This window comes from Collinsella acetigenes (assembly GCF_012844445.1).
In the GTDB taxonomy this organism is placed as follows: Bacteria; Actinomycetota; Coriobacteriia; order Coriobacteriales; family Coriobacteriaceae; genus Collinsella; species Collinsella acetigenes.
The window spans coordinates 374289-391188 of sequence record NZ_JABBCP010000002.1; the positions used below are offsets into that span (position 1 = coordinate 374289).

Annotated in this window: 18 protein-coding genes; all 18 read left to right on the top strand. The window is 53.5% G+C overall.

Annotated elements, in window-relative coordinates:
- Positions 1 to 135: 135 nt before the first annotated feature.
- From HF320_RS04635 to coaBC, 18 genes are read left to right on the top strand one after another with little or no spacing between them, the layout of a single operon-like run.
- The gene (locus HF320_RS04635; RefSeq protein ID WP_169277250.1) at positions 136 to 2178 is read left to right on the top strand and encodes an ABC-F family ATP-binding cassette domain-containing protein; all 2043 of its coding nucleotides are present in this window, start codon (positions 136 to 138) and stop codon (positions 2176 to 2178) included.
- Entirely contained in the window at positions 2165 to 2461 is a 297-nt protein-coding gene (locus HF320_RS04640) for a hypothetical protein (RefSeq protein WP_022387406.1), read from the top strand. Before HF320_RS04635 ends, HF320_RS04640 begins: the two co-directional genes overlap by 14 nt.
- Positions 2462 to 2472: 11 nt before the next feature.
- A complete protein-coding gene (locus HF320_RS04645; RefSeq protein WP_211158949.1) occupies positions 2473 to 3147 on the top strand; it encodes a site-2 protease family protein in 675 nt (224 codons plus the stop codon).
- Between the two features lie 56 nt (positions 3148 to 3203).
- Positions 3204 to 4019, top strand: a complete 816-nt coding sequence (locus HF320_RS04650; protein ID WP_169277251.1) for a segregation/condensation protein A — start codon at positions 3204 to 3206, stop codon at positions 4017 to 4019.
- The gene (scpB, locus tag HF320_RS04655) at positions 4012 to 4719 is read left to right on the top strand and encodes an SMC-Scp complex subunit ScpB (protein ID WP_169277252.1); all 708 of its coding nucleotides are present in this window, start codon (positions 4012 to 4014) and stop codon (positions 4717 to 4719) included. Before HF320_RS04650 ends, scpB begins: the two co-directional genes overlap by 8 nt.
- A complete protein-coding gene (locus tag HF320_RS04660) occupies positions 4712 to 5500 on the top strand; it encodes a pseudouridine synthase (RefSeq protein WP_169277253.1) in 789 nt (262 codons plus the stop codon). The genes scpB and HF320_RS04660 overlap by 8 nt, the downstream gene beginning before the upstream one ends.
- 33 nt (positions 5501 to 5533) lie before the next feature.
- Positions 5534 to 6211, top strand: coding sequence for a (d)CMP kinase (gene cmk, locus HF320_RS04665; protein WP_169277254.1), 678 nt, complete (start codon positions 5534 to 5536; stop codon positions 6209 to 6211).
- A gap of 1 nt (position 6212) precedes the next feature.
- Entirely contained in the window at positions 6213 to 6941 is a 729-nt protein-coding gene (locus HF320_RS04670) for a lysophospholipid acyltransferase family protein (protein ID WP_075843864.1), read from the top strand.
- Positions 6941 to 7789, top strand: a complete 849-nt coding sequence (locus tag HF320_RS04675) for a 4-hydroxy-3-methylbut-2-enyl diphosphate reductase (RefSeq protein ID WP_138377526.1) — start codon at positions 6941 to 6943, stop codon at positions 7787 to 7789. Before HF320_RS04670 ends, HF320_RS04675 begins: the two co-directional genes overlap by 1 nt.
- Position 7790: 1 nt before the next feature.
- Positions 7791 to 9191 (top strand): DUF512 domain-containing protein, encoded by a 1401-nt coding sequence (locus tag HF320_RS04680; protein ID WP_169277255.1) that lies wholly within the window; start codon positions 7791 to 7793, stop codon positions 9189 to 9191.
- Positions 9192 to 9219: 28 nt separating this feature from the next.
- Complete coding sequence (der, locus tag HF320_RS04685) at positions 9220 to 10563, top strand: ribosome biogenesis GTPase Der (protein ID WP_169277256.1); 1344 nt, start codon at positions 9220 to 9222, stop codon at positions 10561 to 10563.
- Complete coding sequence (gene plsY / locus HF320_RS04690; protein ID WP_169277257.1) at positions 10563 to 11264, top strand: glycerol-3-phosphate 1-O-acyltransferase PlsY; 702 nt, start codon at positions 10563 to 10565, stop codon at positions 11262 to 11264. The genes der and plsY overlap by 1 nt, the downstream gene beginning before the upstream one ends.
- Positions 11261 to 12268, top strand: coding sequence for an NAD(P)H-dependent glycerol-3-phosphate dehydrogenase (locus HF320_RS04695; RefSeq protein WP_169277258.1), 1008 nt, complete (start codon positions 11261 to 11263; stop codon positions 12266 to 12268). Before plsY ends, HF320_RS04695 begins: the two co-directional genes overlap by 4 nt.
- 13 nt (positions 12269 to 12281) lie before the next feature.
- Entirely contained in the window at positions 12282 to 12959 is a 678-nt protein-coding gene (gene rpe, locus HF320_RS04700) for a ribulose-phosphate 3-epimerase (RefSeq protein ID WP_022387394.1), read from the top strand.
- A gap of 13 nt (positions 12960 to 12972) precedes the next feature.
- Positions 12973 to 14160: a cysteine desulfurase family protein gene (locus HF320_RS04705; RefSeq protein ID WP_169277259.1), complete on the top strand. Its 1188-nt coding sequence runs from the start codon at positions 12973 to 12975 to the stop codon at positions 14158 to 14160.
- Positions 14147 to 14938 (top strand): Nif3-like dinuclear metal center hexameric protein, encoded by a 792-nt coding sequence (locus tag HF320_RS04710; protein WP_169277260.1) that lies wholly within the window; start codon positions 14147 to 14149, stop codon positions 14936 to 14938. Before HF320_RS04705 ends, HF320_RS04710 begins: the two co-directional genes overlap by 14 nt.
- A 20-nt stretch (positions 14939 to 14958) precedes the next feature.
- The gene (locus HF320_RS04715; RefSeq protein WP_169277261.1) at positions 14959 to 15669 is read left to right on the top strand and encodes a zinc ribbon domain-containing protein; all 711 of its coding nucleotides are present in this window, start codon (positions 14959 to 14961) and stop codon (positions 15667 to 15669) included.
- Positions 15670 to 15672: 3 nt separating this feature from the next.
- Positions 15673 to 16887, top strand: a complete 1215-nt coding sequence (gene coaBC / locus HF320_RS04720; RefSeq protein ID WP_169277262.1) for a bifunctional phosphopantothenoylcysteine decarboxylase/phosphopantothenate--cysteine ligase CoaBC — start codon at positions 15673 to 15675, stop codon at positions 16885 to 16887.
- The last annotated feature ends 13 nt before the right edge of the window (positions 16888 to 16900 follow it).

The following is a 16900-nucleotide window of genomic DNA, read 5'->3' on the forward strand; positions in this document are numbered from 1 at the left end:
AATATGCACATGATTAGACCCAATAGACCCATGTGCTATGATTCTGACGGCTCAAGCACGATACATTTCGTTTTCTATATTCAAAATCGAACGTGCTCTCAAACTAATTTCTACGACGTCATTCAGCGAGGCTTCATGATTCTGCTTGCCGATAAAATCGAAAAAAGCTTTGGTGCGCGCGTGCTACTCAACGGCGCTTCGTTTCAGATCAATGCAGGGGAACGCTATGCGCTCGTAGGGCCCAATGGTGCCGGTAAAACAACGCTGCTCAAGATAATCATGGGTATTGATTCTTGTGACGGGGGCACAATCCAGTTCGCTAAGGACACCCAAGTAGGCTATCTGGAGCAGGAAACGAATCTAGCCTCCGATACCTCCATCATCCAAGAGGTCGTTGCTTCCGCTCAAGAGATTCGCAAGATGGGGGAGCGCGCCCAGGAATTGCAGGGCATGATTGCCGACCTTTCCGAGAAAGGGGAGGATGTCTCCTCACTTCTAGACGAATATGGTCGCGTTCAGGATCGTTTTGAGCATCTTGGCGGCTACGAGCTTGAAAGCAATGCGAAAAAGATTCTTTCGGGACTCGGTTTTCACCCTGAAGATTTTACAAGGGCATGCTCCGAGTTTTCCGGAGGCTGGCAAATGCGCATCGCACTCGCTAAGCTTTTTCTCCGCCACCCCGATCTTCTTTTGCTCGACGAGCCTACAAACCACCTTGACCTCGAAAGCGTTCAATGGCTTCGCGGCTTTATCTCCAGCTATGAAGGCGCGGTCCTCATCGTAAGCCATGACCGCGCCTTCATGGATGCCTGCGTCGACCACGTTGCTGCCCTCGAGAACCGTCGTATTACCACGTATACCGGCAATTACAGCTCTTACCTCAAGCAGCGCGAGGACAATCTTGAGCAGATGCGCGCAAAACGAGCAGCCCAAGAACGCGACATCGCCCATATGCAGGTATTTGTCGATAAGTTTCGCTACAAGCCCAGCAAAGCCGCTCAGGCGCAGGAGCGAATCAGAAAGATTGAACAGATCAAAAGCGAGCTCGTCATTTTGCCCGAAGGCCATAAGCACATCGACTTCAAATTCCCCGATCCGCCGCGTTCGGGAGACATGGTTGTCTCGCTCGAAAACGCCTCGAAGTCCTATGAGGACAAAACTATCTATGAGAACCTCGACGTTAAGCTATATCGTGGCGATCATGTGGCGCTCGTGGGCCCCAATGGTGCAGGCAAGTCTACATTAATGAAGATGCTTGCAGGGATTGAGCCTCTTTCGAGCGGAACGCGCGATCTGGGCACAAACGTTGGCATTGCCTATTACGCTCAGCATGCCCTCGAGGGATTGAACGAAAACAATTCCGTCCTCCAAGAAATTGATACTGTCACTCCAAAATGGACTGTTCCGCAGCAACGCAGCTTGCTCGGCGCCTTCCTCTTTAGCGGTAACGATGCAATCGAAAAGAAAGTCCGTGTGCTTTCCGGAGGCGAGAAAGCACGCCTCGCACTTGCAAAGATGCTTGTTGCCCCCGAGGCGCTCCTATGCCTTGACGAACCGACAAACCATCTTGATATCGACTCCGTCGATATGCTCGAAAATGCACTTAAGCGTTTTCCGGGTACCATCGTACTCATTAGTCATGACGAGCACCTTGTGCGTGCCGTCGCGACTCGCATCATTGACATCCGCGATGGAAAAATGACCGTCTACGATGGTGATTATGATTACTACCTGTATAAACGCGATGAATTGGCTCAACGGGCTGATTCCGCTTCAAACAACACTCCCACGCCTGCCGCCCACGCAGACTCCGTCGCAGGACGAACGCTTCGCCGTTCCCATGCGCCGCAAGCAAGCGCCACGCCTGCACGTGAGGGTGGAAAAAAGACTAAGGAGCAGCGTCGAGCCGAAGCCGAAGCAAGAGCAGAGCTCAATCGGCGCCTCAAGAAGACCAAAACCCGGCTTGCAACCGTCGAAAAGCAGCTGGAGTCTCATCGCGCTCGCTATGATGAGTTGATGGAACTGATGGCTTCCGAAGAACTTTATGCCGATCAAGAGAAATTCAATCAGGCTCTCATGGAATATAACGGACTGAAAAAAGAGATTCCGGCACTCGAGGATGAGTGGCTGGAGCTTTCCACCACCATCGAAGAGGAGACCTCGCGTGGACGCGCATAGAGCCGGAGCGATTGCCTGCACTATCTTGAGCTGGATAGCACGTCTTTGTGCCATAGCCCTGTGCATCCTGGCGATAATGCTATGTTTTCCCAGCCTGGTCGCTCGTCTTCATCTAACCGGATTCATCCTGGATATCTCCAATGCGCTGCCTTCCCTCATCGCGGGGTATGGATTGATACCCTCTCCATTTGGCGGGGTGTTCCGTTTCGATTTTGCCCTGAGTGCGGCCTTGCTCTTCCTCATCGACTACGCTTTACAGCGTGCAATCTTTAAACTTCGCTAGAACGGATTGGAATGAATATCCAAACCCTGCTCATCGATGCCGTTGCTCTCATTGTCGGTATCGTGATACACGAAAGCGCGCATGCCCTTGCCGCGTATGTGCTCGGCGATAAAACGGCTCGTTCGCGAGGTAGAGTCTCATTAAATCCCCTTGCGCACATCGATCCCTTTGGTACCGTCCTCCTGCCGCTGCTTATGCTTGCGGCCGGAGGACCTGTTTTCGCATTTGCAAAGCCTGTTCCAGTTTATTTGAATAACCTCAAGCATCCCAAGCGCGACGAACTGCTCGTAGCGCTTGCCGGACCACTTTCAAATGTACTGCTAGCCCTTGCCGGAGCACTTATCGGGTACGTTTTACTGCCCCTGCTCGCCGGACAGGCTGCCATGAGCCTTCTGTACTACCTATTCTCTTTCTTTATGACCTTTATCGTTGTCAACCTATCGTTGGCCTTCTTTAACTTGATCCCCCTGCCCCCGCTGGACGGGTCCTCGATTCTTGTTCCCTTTTTAAAGAGAAAAGCCCTACAGGAGTACTACCGCATCCAACAATATGCGATGCCGATCTTGCTGGTTATCCTCTATCTTCTTCCCACTGTGCTGCACATTGACATCATTGGCATGTACTTTGACATTACTGTTTATCCTTTGGCGCAAGGACTCACTTCATTTATGGTGGGCGCGATATAGTAGACTAGAAGTTCTTTAAGCACGTTGTTAGGTTGCCAACAGGATAAGGAGGCTTTGTGTCATATCGCGTTTCAACGCAGGTCTACTCAGGGCCTTTCGACCTCCTTCTTCAGCTGGTAAGCCGGCAAAAAGTCGATATCGGTTCCATTTCGATCACCGAAGTCACCAACCAGTACCTAGCAGAGGTCGACCGTCTCGAAGCGCTCGACCTCGATGTCGCGAGTGATTTTTTGCTCGTGGCGGCAACGCTTCTCGACATCAAAGCCGCTTCTCTTGTTCCAGACGATTCGGATTCAGCCCCGGTGCTCGATGAGGAAGAGATGGGGGGGTACGCGAATCTCGACGGCGATGCCCTACGCGAGGTCCTCATTGCACGCCTCATTGCCTATAAGCAGTTTAAAAGCGCAGCAGCGGCGCTTGGGGCACGTATGGAAGCGGAAAGCCGCATGCATCCTCGAGTTGCGGGTCCTGATCCAGAATTCCTCAACCTGATGCCCGATTACCTCTCCGGCATCACGCTGCGTGGACTAGCGGTTATCTGCGCTGACCTTGATGGGCGCAGGGAGACTTTTCTTCTTGAAGCAGAGCACGTGGCACCTCACCGCATTCCACTCGAGCTCACCGTCGCCTCTGTTGATCGCGTAACCATATCGAAAGAGCACACTACCTTCCAAGAACTTCTCGATGGTGACGCGACACCTGAACAGCTTGTGGCCACCTTTCTTGCTGTCCTCGAACTTGCAAAACGGGGTTCAGTCACCCTGAAGCAGGATGAACTATTTGGGACGATCGAAATCGATCGTGTTGAAGGCGCTCCCGCATACCATCCGGGAGATGCGCTGACGATTGAAGAGGGGGAGAACGATGAATGAACTAGAAGCACTTGATTCGTCTTCATTAAAAGGCGCTCTCGAGGCTATGCTGCTTGTATCGAGCGATCCCGTGAGCGCACCGGCACTCGCTTCAATCCTTTCCATCACGCCAGGGGAATGCGCGTCTCTTCTTGCCGAGCTTCAAGTTGAATACCAGGAAAAAAACCGTGGCATCCAGCTGCGCGAGGTTGCCGGCGGATGGCGCCTCTTCACCCATCCTGCATTCCACGAGCAAGTCGAAGCTCTTGTCCTTTCCTGGGATACGCAGCGCCTTTCACAAGCCGCACTGGAAACGCTTGCCGTCATTGCCTACCACCAGCCTGTGACACGCGAGATGGTCAAGGGAATTCGCGGCGTCAACTCCGATGGCGTTATATCATCCCTTGTCGATAAAGGCCTTGTTCGAGAGCTTGGGCGTGACCCCCAACATGGTCAAGCGATTATCTATGGAACCACCAGCGCGTTTCTTGAGAAATTTGGCCTGCGCAGTACAAAAGACCTTCCAGATCTTGAGCAGTTTGCACCCGATGAGCAGTCGCGCCAGTTTATTCGCGAGCGTCTCTCCGGCAGATCTATTCAATCGACGCTCGAGGAGACCGACGACGATCTTGAAGAGGAGCGCGAACTCATCGATCTGGAAGAAGACAATGCCGATGACTTAATGATTGAGAACACGACGGATGAGGGCGACGATGCGTAGCCTTACAGAAGATGAACGTCTCGTCCCCATGCGCCTACAGCGTTTTCTGGCGCGTGCGGGCGTAGCAAGCCGTCGCGGCTCCGAAGGCTTGATGACTGCTGGCAGGGTTACCGTCAACGGAGAAGTGAAAACAGAAATGGGCACTAAAATCGACCCTCTTGTCGATCGAGTGGAGGTCGACGGTCGCCCTGTGTCGCTTATTGCTGGTGCTACGTACCTCGTGCTCAATAAGCCTTCGGGCTATGTTACGACCATGAGCGATCCCCAGGGTCGCCCATGCATTGCAGACCTCGTTCCCACCGACCGCTATCCCGGCCTGTATCCCGTAGGAAGGCTCGATAAGGACACAACCGGATTTCTCCTCTTCACGACCGATGGAGATTTGGGCCAAGCCCTTTTGCATCCTTCTCATCATGTCGACAAAACCTATATAGCGTTAGTCGACGGTATCCTTCGCGATACAGAGCTTGAACCGCTCAGACACGGAATCACGCTAGACGATGGACCTTGTCAGCCCGCTATCTGCCGGATTCTTTCGCAGCGAGAGGCGATAGAGGTGGCACCCGCGGGCATCCCAGCTCATACGACCGCCGTTGAGGTAATTATCCACGAAGGGCGAAAGAACCAAGTCAAGCGTATGCTTTCTGCAATTCATCACCCGGTGATCAAACTCCATCGCTCGACCTTTGGTCCGCTCAGTCTCAATCGTGTCGACCGCGGCTCTTGGAGGCCGCTCGACCACGACGAAATCGACCTTCTTCTACATGCTGCAAAACACTAACCAACCTGATAGAAAGGCCTCTTGGAAACTATCATGATTATCGCAATCGACGGACCCGCCGGATCGGGCAAATCGACCATCGCCAACCTCATCGCCGATCGATTGAAGTTCGATAAGCTCGATACGGGAGCAATGTATCGTACCGTTGCGTTCGTCTGCGCTTCTTCTGGAATCGACCTCGATGACGAAAAGGCGGTGACCGCCCGTGCAAACGATCTGACCATCACATTCGATACCATCGATGGCGTGCAGCATGTCTTCGCCGATGGTAAAGACGTTTCTCGCGAAATCCGCACTCCAGAGACCGATCGTATCGTTTCCAAGGTTTCAGCCTATCCGGACGTGCGAAAGGCGCTTCTTCGATGCCAGCGCCATTTTGCCGCAACCCGCAATGTTGTCGCAGAGGGTCGCGATATCGGCACCGTCGTATTCCCGCAAGCGGAGGTCAAGGTCTTTTTGACTGCCGACCCGCGCGAGCGCGCTCGCCGTCGCGTACTCCAGCGTCTTGGGGACACCCAGCTCGATCAAACAGAAATCGACGCACTTGTCGAGAAAACCCTCGCCGATATCGAGCGTCGCGATGACCTCGACTCTCATCGTGCGGTTGCACCTTTGCGTGCCGCCGACGATGCCTACCACATCGACTCTTCATCCCAGAGCATCGAAGCCGTGTGCGATAAGATTTGCGCACTCGTTAAGCAGGTGAGCTAATATGCATCACTTTACGTCAACCTACGAGGACTATTACGGCCATGGAATGCGCGAGTACCCCGTGGGACTCAGGGCAATGTACAGCATAGTTCTTGCGATCTTGTTTGCCTTTTCCAAGATTATGTGGCGTTGGGACTTTGAGGACGCCGATAAGCTCTTCGATTCCAATAGCGAACGCGGTACCGTGATCATTTGCAATCACACCTCCATGGCGGAGGTTATTGCCATCGTTGCCCATATTTGGGCAAAAGGCCATCGCGTACGCCCCATTTTTAAATCCGAGTTCAACAAGACCAAAATCGTTAAATGGGCCTTTTCGCGTGTGGGGGGCATTCCCGTTGCGCGCGGCACCGCCGACCTCAAGTCTCTTCGCTATGCCCAGCACGCCTTGCAACGCGGTGAAGACATCTTGATTTTCCCCGAGGGAACACGCATTCGAACCGATGATCAACCGGTGGTTGTACACGGTGGCTTTGCCATCATTGCAAGCATGGGCAAGGCAACAATCTCCCCGATGGCTGTATGCGGATTCAGGGATTTGACTCCCAAAGGCTCAAAGATTACGAAGCCGCTCAAGTGCTGGATGAAGGCGGGAGAAAAGCTAAGCTTTGATGATGCTCCCAACGATCTCAAACGCAAAGAAAAAAGCACTTGGATCGAAAACGAGGCCGTGAATCGTATGTACGCGCTTCGAGATGAGCTTCAAGCCGAGCATCCCGGGAGGAAATAATGACCTCGCCCTCGATTCGAGTTGCACAGCATGCAGGCGTTTGCTTTGGAGTGAAGCGCGCGCTCGAAGAAGCCTCTAAGGTTCTCGCCGAGCAAGATGGCTCAATTCACACTCTCGGTGAACTGATTCACAATCCACGCGTTGTCCAAGATCTTGAGCAGCAAGGTGCACATGTTGCCCACTCGGTTGACGAAGTTAAAGATGGAACCTTGATTATCCGCGCGCACGGAGTTGCGCCTCAAGTCAAGCAAGCCGCCGAAGACGCAGGACTGCACGTTGTCGATGCCACGTGCCCCTTTGTTAAGCGCGTGCAAGACCATGCGCGATCGCTTTATAAGGGTGGTTACCAAGTTGTCATCGTGGGCGAGGCAGGTCATCCCGAAGTCGAAGGAATTCTTGGCTGCACCGATGGCAAGGCTTGCATTGTCAGTTCCGCCCAAGAGGTTGAATTCCTTGATATCTCCTCGCGTGTGGGGGTTGTCGTACAGACTACGCAGACCAGTAAAAATCTTCGCGAGGTAGTTGACGCCTTGCTCCTTCGCGCTCGCGAGGTTCGCGTTTTCGATACCATATGCAGCGCGACGAACGAACGCCAGGAGGCAGCGCGCGCTCTTGCAGCCACATGCGATCTCATGCTTGTCATAGGTGGGCGTAATTCGGGCAACACGCGACGTTTGTTCCAGATATGTCACGACGTGTGCCCCTGCACCTACCACATAGAAGACGCTCGGGAAATCGACCCAAAATGGGTCGCTTGCGCTAGCAATATCGGCATCACCGCGGGCGCTTCAACTCCACAAGGACAAATTGACGATGTTCTATCAACCTTAAAGCAGATTACTTCCTAACATGGATCAAACCATTACAGATTATGCACATACGGTTGCAAACTACGGACGCTCACGCGATCCGCAGCCCGGACAGGGCGCACTGGTAACTACTGTGCGCGAGGATTCCCCGGCCTACGACGTGGGGATTGAGCCGGGAATGCGCGTCATATCCGTCAATGGCAAGCCGCTTACCGATATGATCGTCTGGCTTTGGGAGTCGGACGAAGAGACTGTGGCCCTCGAAGTCTTCGATCCAAGCGATGGGTCCCTCACCCCCGTTGAGCTCGAACGATTCCCGGGCGAGGACTGGGGCTTGCAGTTTGATGGGCCGATCTTTGACGAAATGCGCACATGCGTAAATGCCTGCGTCTTTTGTTTCATGACAATGCTTCCCAAAGGAGGGCGCGATACACTCTACATTCGCGACGACGATTACCGTCTGAGCTTCCTCCAAGGCAATTTTGTCACGCTCACCAATATGAGCGATGAAGACGTGCAAAACGTTATCGAGCATGACATGAGTCCCATGAACGTCTCCATTCATGCAATAGACCCCGACGTGCGCCGCAAACTCATGGGCAAAAACGCCGGACGCGGCATCGAGGTCCTCGAATCGCTCATGGATGCAGGCATCGAGATTCACGCTCAGATCGTTTTATGTCCCGGGCTCAACGATGGGGAAGAGCTCGCGCGCACGCTTCGCTATTGCGAGGAACATGAGCAGATAACAAGTTTGGGAATCGTTCCCCTTGGGTTCACCAAGCATCAAAATCGCTTTACCACCTCGTATTCCGACGATCCCGTATCTGCGCGCGATGTTATTGAGATGGTAAGGCCGTATCAGGATAGAGCCTTTGAACGTTTTGGGCGCCACACCTTTCAAATGTCGGACGAGTTTTATCTTGATGCAAGGATAGACCCACCTGCAGCTGACTTCTACGACGGCTATCCGCAATACTACGACGGTATTGGCATGATACGTAGCTATCTAGACGATACCGACCAGATACTCGCGTGCGATTCCGAGCGTCTTCATGCCATTCGCCGTGCCCTGGATGACGCAGGCGCCACCGTGATGGTTGCTTCTGGAACGGCTGCACGCAACGTAGTTTCCCGGTTTGTCGAAAAAAGCCCCCTAGGCGGTAAGGTTTTGGGCATCGAGAATCACTATTTTGGGGGCAATGTAGATGTCACCGGTCTCATTTGCGCTCAAGACCTACTTGAGCAGACCCCAGACGATCTCTCAAACGTTCTGTTCTTTATGCCTAGCGTCATGTTCAACGCTGATGCCATGACGCTTGACGAGTATCATCAAGACCAGTTAACCTGCGAGCTCGAATCGCGGGGAGCACAGGTTTTCGTTGTCTCCACGATGCCGAAAGACCTGCTGCAAGCACTTAACAAAGCACTCGACCTCTAATCCAGGTCCCGTCTGCAAGGAGATACATATGAAGCCCATCGTTGCGGTCGTCGGTCGTCCGAATGTCGGTAAATCTACCCTCGTCAATCGCATCGCCCAAACCTCTGACGCCATCGTCCACGAAAGCCGTGGCGTTACGCGAGACCGCTCCTATTACGACGCCGATTGGTGCGGTCATGAGTTCACGCTCGTAGACACGGGCGGCATCGAGCCCATGAAAAGCGAGGATATCTTCTCTGCCTCGATTCGCGATCAAGCTCTTGCCGCCGCAGAAGAAGCTGATGTCATCCTCTTCGTTGTCGATGGTTCCGTTGGCGTCACCGAAGAAGACGAGAGCGTTGCGCGCATGATCAAGCGCGCAAAGAAGCCCACCTTCTTGCTCGTCAACAAGCTCGACAATCCCGATCGCGAACAGGAGCGACTCTGGGAGTTCTATTCGTTGGGCGTAGGTGACCCCATCGCGGTTTCCGCTCTGCACGGCCATGGAACAGGCGACCTTCTCGATGATGTCGTCGCACTGCTTCCCGAATCGTATGAGGACGAAAAGATCGATGACGGCATTCTCTCGGTCGCCATCATCGGTAGGCCCAATGCCGGCAAGTCCTCCTTGTTCAACAAGATTCTTGGCTCCGATCGTTCCATTGTGTCCAACGTCGCCGGCACCACGCGCGATGCCATCGATACCGTCATCGAGCGCGGCGACAAGAAGTATCGCCTTGTAGACACTGCTGGCATTCGTAAAAAGAGCACCGTGTACGAGAATATCGAATATTACTCGATGGTTCGCGGACTTCGCGCAATCGACCGCGCCGATGTCGCCCTGCTCGTTATCGACTCTTCCACCGGTATGACCGAGCAGGATCAAAAGGTCGCCAATCTCGCCATCGAGCGCGGCTGCGCCATCGTTGTTCTGCTCAACAAATGGGACCTTTTGCCCGACGACCATGCGCGCGAACAGATGATGGAGACGGTCGAACGTCGCATGGGTATGGCAAAATGGGCAAATTACCTGCGAATCTCCGCTCTCACCGGCCGCTCGGTCGAAAAGATCTGGGCTCTAGTCGATTCTGCCGCACAAAATCGTTCGGCACGCATCTCGACTTCTAAGCTCAATCAGCTCTTGACCGATATGCGTGAGTTCGGCCACACCATTGTCGACGGCAGGCGTCGCCTGCGCATGCACTACGTAACTCAAACAGGAACCAATCCGCCCGCTTTTACGTTCTTTGTCAACCACACCGATCTGATCAACGATAGCTATCGCCGCTATATCGAGAACCGTATGCGCGCGACCTTTGATTTCAAGGGCACTCCCATTCGTTTGCGATTCCGCAAAAAGGATCAAAAAGAAATGGGGAAGGAAGATAAGTAATGCAAAGCTTTTCTTTGGAGTCTTGCTTGCCAATCACCCTTGCTTGCGTTGTCGTGTCCTTTCTTGTCTGCGGCATCCCCTTTGGTTTGATCATCGGCAAGCTATCCGGCAACGGTGACATCCGAAATGCCGGGTCGGGCAACATCGGCACAACGAACGCACTTCGCGTTGCAGGACCTAAAGTAGCCGCCGCAACGCTGCTTTTCGATGTGCTCAAAGGCGTGCTAGGAGTCTGCGTCTCTCGTATCGTCATTGCACATGTAGCCTTTGAGGGCAACGTCGCCATGCTCGCTCCCGGCGCTCCTGCCGATTGGGTGCTAGCTCTTGTTGCCCTCACCTGCCTGTGTGGACACGTTTTTTCTCCTTACCTTCATTTTCACGGGGGCAAGGGTATTGCAGTGGGTGTCGGCGTCCTCTTTGGATGGTATTGGCCCCTCGCGCTTATTCACCTTGGCATCTTTATCGTTCTCGTAGCGATTACAAAATTTGTTTCAGTTGGTTCCATAGCAACTGCGGCGTTAGTTCCCGTTACGGTGAGCATCGCATTTCCTTATTCCTCTATTCCCTGTAAGCTATTGATGGCTGTCATGGGCGTCATCGTTGTATGGGCTCATCGAGGCAATATCAAAAAACTACTGGCTGGAAAAGAATCAAAGCTTTCCTTTACAAAGCGCGTTTCGAAAATGGATGATGCATCATGAAAATCACCCTGATCGGCTCCGGCTCCTGGGGAACCGCGATTGCTGGTCGAGCAGCGTCTAATGGCAACGACGTCATCATGTGGTCACATAGCGAAGAATGCGCTCGGGGCATCAACGAGCAAGGGGTCAATCCTCGTTACCTCACTCAGTACGAACTCCCCAAAAACGTTAGCGCTACAACCGATATCGTGAAAGCACTCGAGTGTGCCGACGGCATTATTTTTGCTGTGCCCTCCACGCACCTTCGCGAAATCGCGAATCAAGCGGCTCCTTATATCTGCGAAACCACACCGATCCTTTGTCTCACCAAGGGAATCGAGTCGACAACCGGCCTGCTCATGAACGAGGTCATCGGCGACGAATGCGGGCACCCAGAGCGCATTGCGGCACTCTCTGGCCCCAACCACGCAGAAGAGGTATGCCAAGGACAGCTTTCTGCTGCCGTTATCGCCGCCGAAGACAACGACGTCGCCAGTTTTTTTAAAGGGATTCTTTTAGCACCAGAATTCCGAATCTACCTTTCCGGAGACGTCATTGGCGTTGAGATGTGCGGAGCAATCAAGAACATCATCGCCATCGTATGCGGCATTGCCTCGGGTGCTGGATTCGGCGACAACACTCTCGCGCTTATCATGACCCGCGGACTGGCCGAGATCAGCCGTCTTGTTCATGCTCGCGGCGGCGAGGCCCTCACCTGTATGGGTCTTGCCGGAATGGGCGACCTTGTAGCAACTTGTACATCGCCGCATTCACGCAACCGTTCCTTTGGCCATGCTTTCTCCCAAGGCACCAGCCTGGAGCAGTATCAAAGCCAAACACATATGGTCGTCGAGGGCGCTCACGCAGCAAAAAGCGCAACCGAACTCGCCCACATCCTCGGTGTCGACGCTCCGCTTACGTTTGCCCTCAATGATGCCCTTTGGCATGGACAAAGCATGCAGGAGGTCCTGACCAATCTCGTCGATCGCGTTCCCACAGAAGAGTTCTACGGAATCATCGAATAGAAAAGGTGCAACAATGCGCAACGTTAAAATCTCGCCTTCGATTCTCTCCGCCGACCTTGGCAATCTTGCGGGGGATCTGGAGAAAATCTCAAACGCCGATTTCATTCATATCGATGTCATGGATGGCCACTTTACGCCCAACCTTACCTTTGGACCCGAGGTCGTACGTGTTGCCAAGCGCGTAAGCAACGTGCCACTCGATGTGCACATGATGGTTTCGAATCCCGAAGAATCCATTGACTGGTATGCCGACGCCGGCGCCGACCTTATTACGGTTCACTACGAGGCTGCGACGCACTTGCATCGAATTGTATCGCGCCTCCATGACAAGGGTGTTCAAGCCGGCGTTGTCTTGAATCCCGCAACACCTGTTTGCCTTCTCGAGAGCATCATCGATGATCTTGATATGGTTCTGCTTATGAGCGTGAATCCTGGATTCGGCGGTCAGAAGTATATTGAGGCAACGTATGCCAAGCTTCGCGAGCTCACCGCCTTGTGCAAACGCCACGGTGTCGACCCAATGATTGAGGTCGATGGCGGTGTTGGCATGGGCAATATCGAACAGATTGTTGCCGCAGGCGCCAATGTTCTTGTCGCTGGCTCCGCCGTCTTTGGATCGCAAGATCCCGCTCAGGCTGTTTTCGACCTTCGCGAGGCCGGCACTCGAGGCATCGCGAAACAAAACGCCTAGAGGTAGACCGACCATGCCCTTCGCCCATACCGAAATGGTGAATCTAGATTACGCTGCATCGACCCCTCTTCGCCTCTCCGCCATCGATGCACAGCGCGAATATGACAATAGCTCACTTGCCGGAGTCAACCCCAATTCACTTCACTCTCTAGGTCGAGCGGCGGCACAAAAGCTCGAGGGATGCCGCCGCTCGCTCGCTCAAACGCTTGGACGTTCTGTTCGCCCAAGCGAAGTCATCTTTACTGGCGGAGGCACCGAAGCCAACGCAATGGCCCTTCTTGGCATAGCCGAGGGAGCCAGACAGTCAAATAAACATCGCACGCGCGTTCTCATCTCGGCAATCGAACACGATTCGATGCTCGATAACATTCCTCTGCTTCATGCCGCAGGCTTTACCACCGATTTGATTTTGCCCAACAGCCATGGAGTTATCGAGGCAAAAACCCTCGCCAGTATGATGGATGATTCGGTTGCCCTCGTTTCGGTAATGCTCGCCAACAACGAAACGGGAGCAGTCCAGCCTATCGCCGACCTTGCAGCCTGTGCCCATGAACATGGGGCCTATTTTCATACTGATGCTATTCAGGGTTTTCTTCACGTACCCTTTGATATCGATAGTCTCGGTATCGATGCCCTTTCCCTCGCTGGTCATAAAATCGGTGGCCCCGTGGGAGTGGGTGCGCTGTATTTAAAGACGCATACGCCCTTTCGACCTCGCATTTTTGGAGGAGGCCAGGAAGCAGGTAGGCGTCCGGGGACGCAAGACTTGCGTCAAATCATTGCGTTGACAGCAGCCGCATCGGAGTTATATCCAAATGTGGCACATGACTTCACTTGCCTTACCGAACTTTCCAACGCTCTTTATGACCGCCTGGTGAAGCATCCGCTTATCCATGCAACAATAGGCGAGTATCGTAAAGTCGACCATCTCCCCGGCATTGTCTCCATCACCGTCGATAATTTCGACTCAGAAGACCTCATTTTGCAACTTGATGCCCGTGGTTTTGAAGTGTCTGCTGGCTCAGCCTGCACAAGTGGCAATCAAGATGCCAGCCATGTTTTGCTCGCAATGGGTATTCCGCGCAATCGCGCGCTGGGCTCCCTGCGCATTTCTTTTGACGACCGAATCGACCCCGCCTCGCTCGATCGGTTCTGCTCGTGTCTTTTCGAAATTATCGGAGAACCTCATGCTGGTTGCTAACCTTCTAGACGCTCTTTTCGAAGCGTTTCCGCTCGATACCGCCGAGCCTTGGGACCACGTCGGACTGTCCGTCGGAGACCCCTCGTCTTCAATCGTGGGCGTGACGTGTGCCCTCGATGCCACTCTCGACAATGTTCGCGCCGCTCACGAATCGGGCTCGAATGTCCTGCTTACGCATCATCCTGTCTATATCAAAGCTCCTGATGCATTTAAGCCTGCCGAAAGCCTTACCCCCAGCTCCTCCTCCGTTGTGTACGAAGCCGCTCGCCTCGGTGTCTCGATAATTTCGATGCACACCAATCTCGATCGCTCGGCAGCAGCCCGAACGCTCCTGCCCGAACTCATGGGCTTTACCGCGTCTTCTTCGCTTGAATTTGTGCAACAGCCCGATCTTCTTGGCCTGGGAGCAGTCGCGGACATTGCAGAAACCAACCTCGTCGAACTCGCCTCCTGCGCTTCTCGCATTTTCGACACACAGCCGCGGGTGTGGGGCGAACCGTTCCATCGCATCTCAAGAGTGGCTTTTCTCGGTGGATCACTTGGCGATTTAGGAGAATTGGCACTCAGGGCAAACGTGGATGCAATTATCTGTGGGGAGGCAGGCTATCATATCTGTCAGGACCTCTCAATACGTGGCCTTGACGTACTATTGCTTGGCCATGACCGCTCAGAAGAGCCATTCGTGGAAATCTTGGCAAAAGCCGCACAACAAGCAGGGGTCACGCCCGCTTCCATAGCTACAATTACTCATTCAGCACAATGGTGGACGGCAAAGTAATAATCATTAAGGAGAACCTCATGAGCGTTGGCTCGACACTTTTGGAATTACAGGAAATCGATCTTACGCTCATGCGCGACAAAGAGCAGCTTCAGAATCTGCCCGAAATCGCAGAGCTAGCGCGACGTCGCAAACTCTATATCAAGCTTAAGGGCGACGTAACAAAATACTTTGCCCAGCGCAAAGATGTTGAAATCGATTTGCAGGAGCTCGACAGTCGCGAGCAGGCACTTCACAACGGCATTGAGAAAGCTCGCCGCGAAGTCGACATGGACGACTACCGCCAAGTCCAGCAACTTGAGATTACGCTTTCCGACTTTGCCAAAAAGCTTGATCGAGTTGAGTTTGAGCGCACCGAAGCCCACCAGAAGCTCAGCATTATCCAAGCTGACGAGGCTACCCTTAAGCAGAATCTTAAGAAAATCGAAGATGCCATTGTCGCGCTAACCAAGCAGGCACGTACGCATGCTGTCGATATTCAAAGCGCCATCGACAAGAACGAGCGCAAGCGCGCTCAACTCTTTGAAAGTCTTGACCCGGCGCTCGGAAAAGCCTATAAAGACGCCTCAAAACGCTTTGGCCATTTAGCTGTCGAGAAACTCGAGGGCAACGTCCCGAGCATCTGCCGCATGACCCTTCAGTCTTCGAGCATGAGCGACCTGAGGCATGCCAACGAGGTCACCGAGTGCCCTTATTGCCACCGTCTGATGGTCATCCTTCCCGAGGAGTAGGCTATGGGAGTCTGCGGATCCAGCGAAGAAAAGACCGTCCTTCTCTGCGTCACCGGCTGCATTGCAGCATATAAGTCCTGCGAGATCTTGCGCCTTCTGCAAAAAGCGGGATACCGCGTAAAAGTGCTTATGACAGAGCACGCAACTCAATTTGTGGGTCCCACAACGTTTCGTGCTCTGACTCATGAGAAAGTGGCTATAGGACTCTTCGATGACCCAGAAGACCCCATTCACCACATATCGCTTGCTCAGGAAGCCGATGTCGTCCTTGTCGCACCGGCAACGGCAAATAGTATCGCCAAAATGGCGCATGGCATCGCAGACGATCTCATGTCTACAACTTTGCTCGCGACAAAAGCGCCGATTCTCATCGCTCCAGCAATGAATTCGGGAATGTGGAGCGCCGCGGCCACGCAAGAAAATGTAGCGGTGCTTAAAAATAGGGGAGTGCACTTTATTCAGCCGGATTCCGGCTATCTTGCATGCGGCGACGTTGGTTCTGGGCGCTTGCCAACGCCTGAAGCCATCGCCGACGCTACCTGTTCGCTGCTTCAAGGCTCTACCGACCTCGTTGGTGAGCATGTCCTCATAACGGCAGGCCCAACTCACGAGCCCATCGATCCGGTTCGATATATTGCAAATCGATCGAGTGGAAAAATGGGTCTCGAACTCGCTCGTGCCGCCCGCGATCGCGGTGCAAACGTGACGCTTATCGCCGGGCCCATCGAGCTTCCCATTCCAGCGGGGATCGAAACCATCCATGTTCAAACGGCTTCGCAGATGCACAACGCAGCTGTGAAGGCTTTTGGGTGCTCCACCATCGCCATTCTTGCAGCCGCCGTTGCCGATTACACCCCTTCCGCGCCGTCCGACCATAAGCTCAAGAAAGCAGTCGATCCAATCGACTCGATTCCGCTTATCCAGACCCAAGATATCCTTGCAGAATTATCCTCCAATAAAGAGGATCGCATTGTCATTGGATTTGCGGCAGAAACAAACGATGTCGTGGATTACGCCGAGGCCAAGCTCAAGCGCAAGGGGTGCGACGCCATTGTTGCCAATGACGTTTCGCGTTCAGATGCTGGCTTTGGCTCTTCAAACAACCGCGCGTGGTGGGTTACTTCGAGCTCAGTTGACGATCTTGGCTTGCTTGAAAAGAGAGCCCTTGCAGATGAAATCCTTTCTCGCAGCCTTTTGTTCAAAACTAATTTAAAATAATACTTGCATCTTT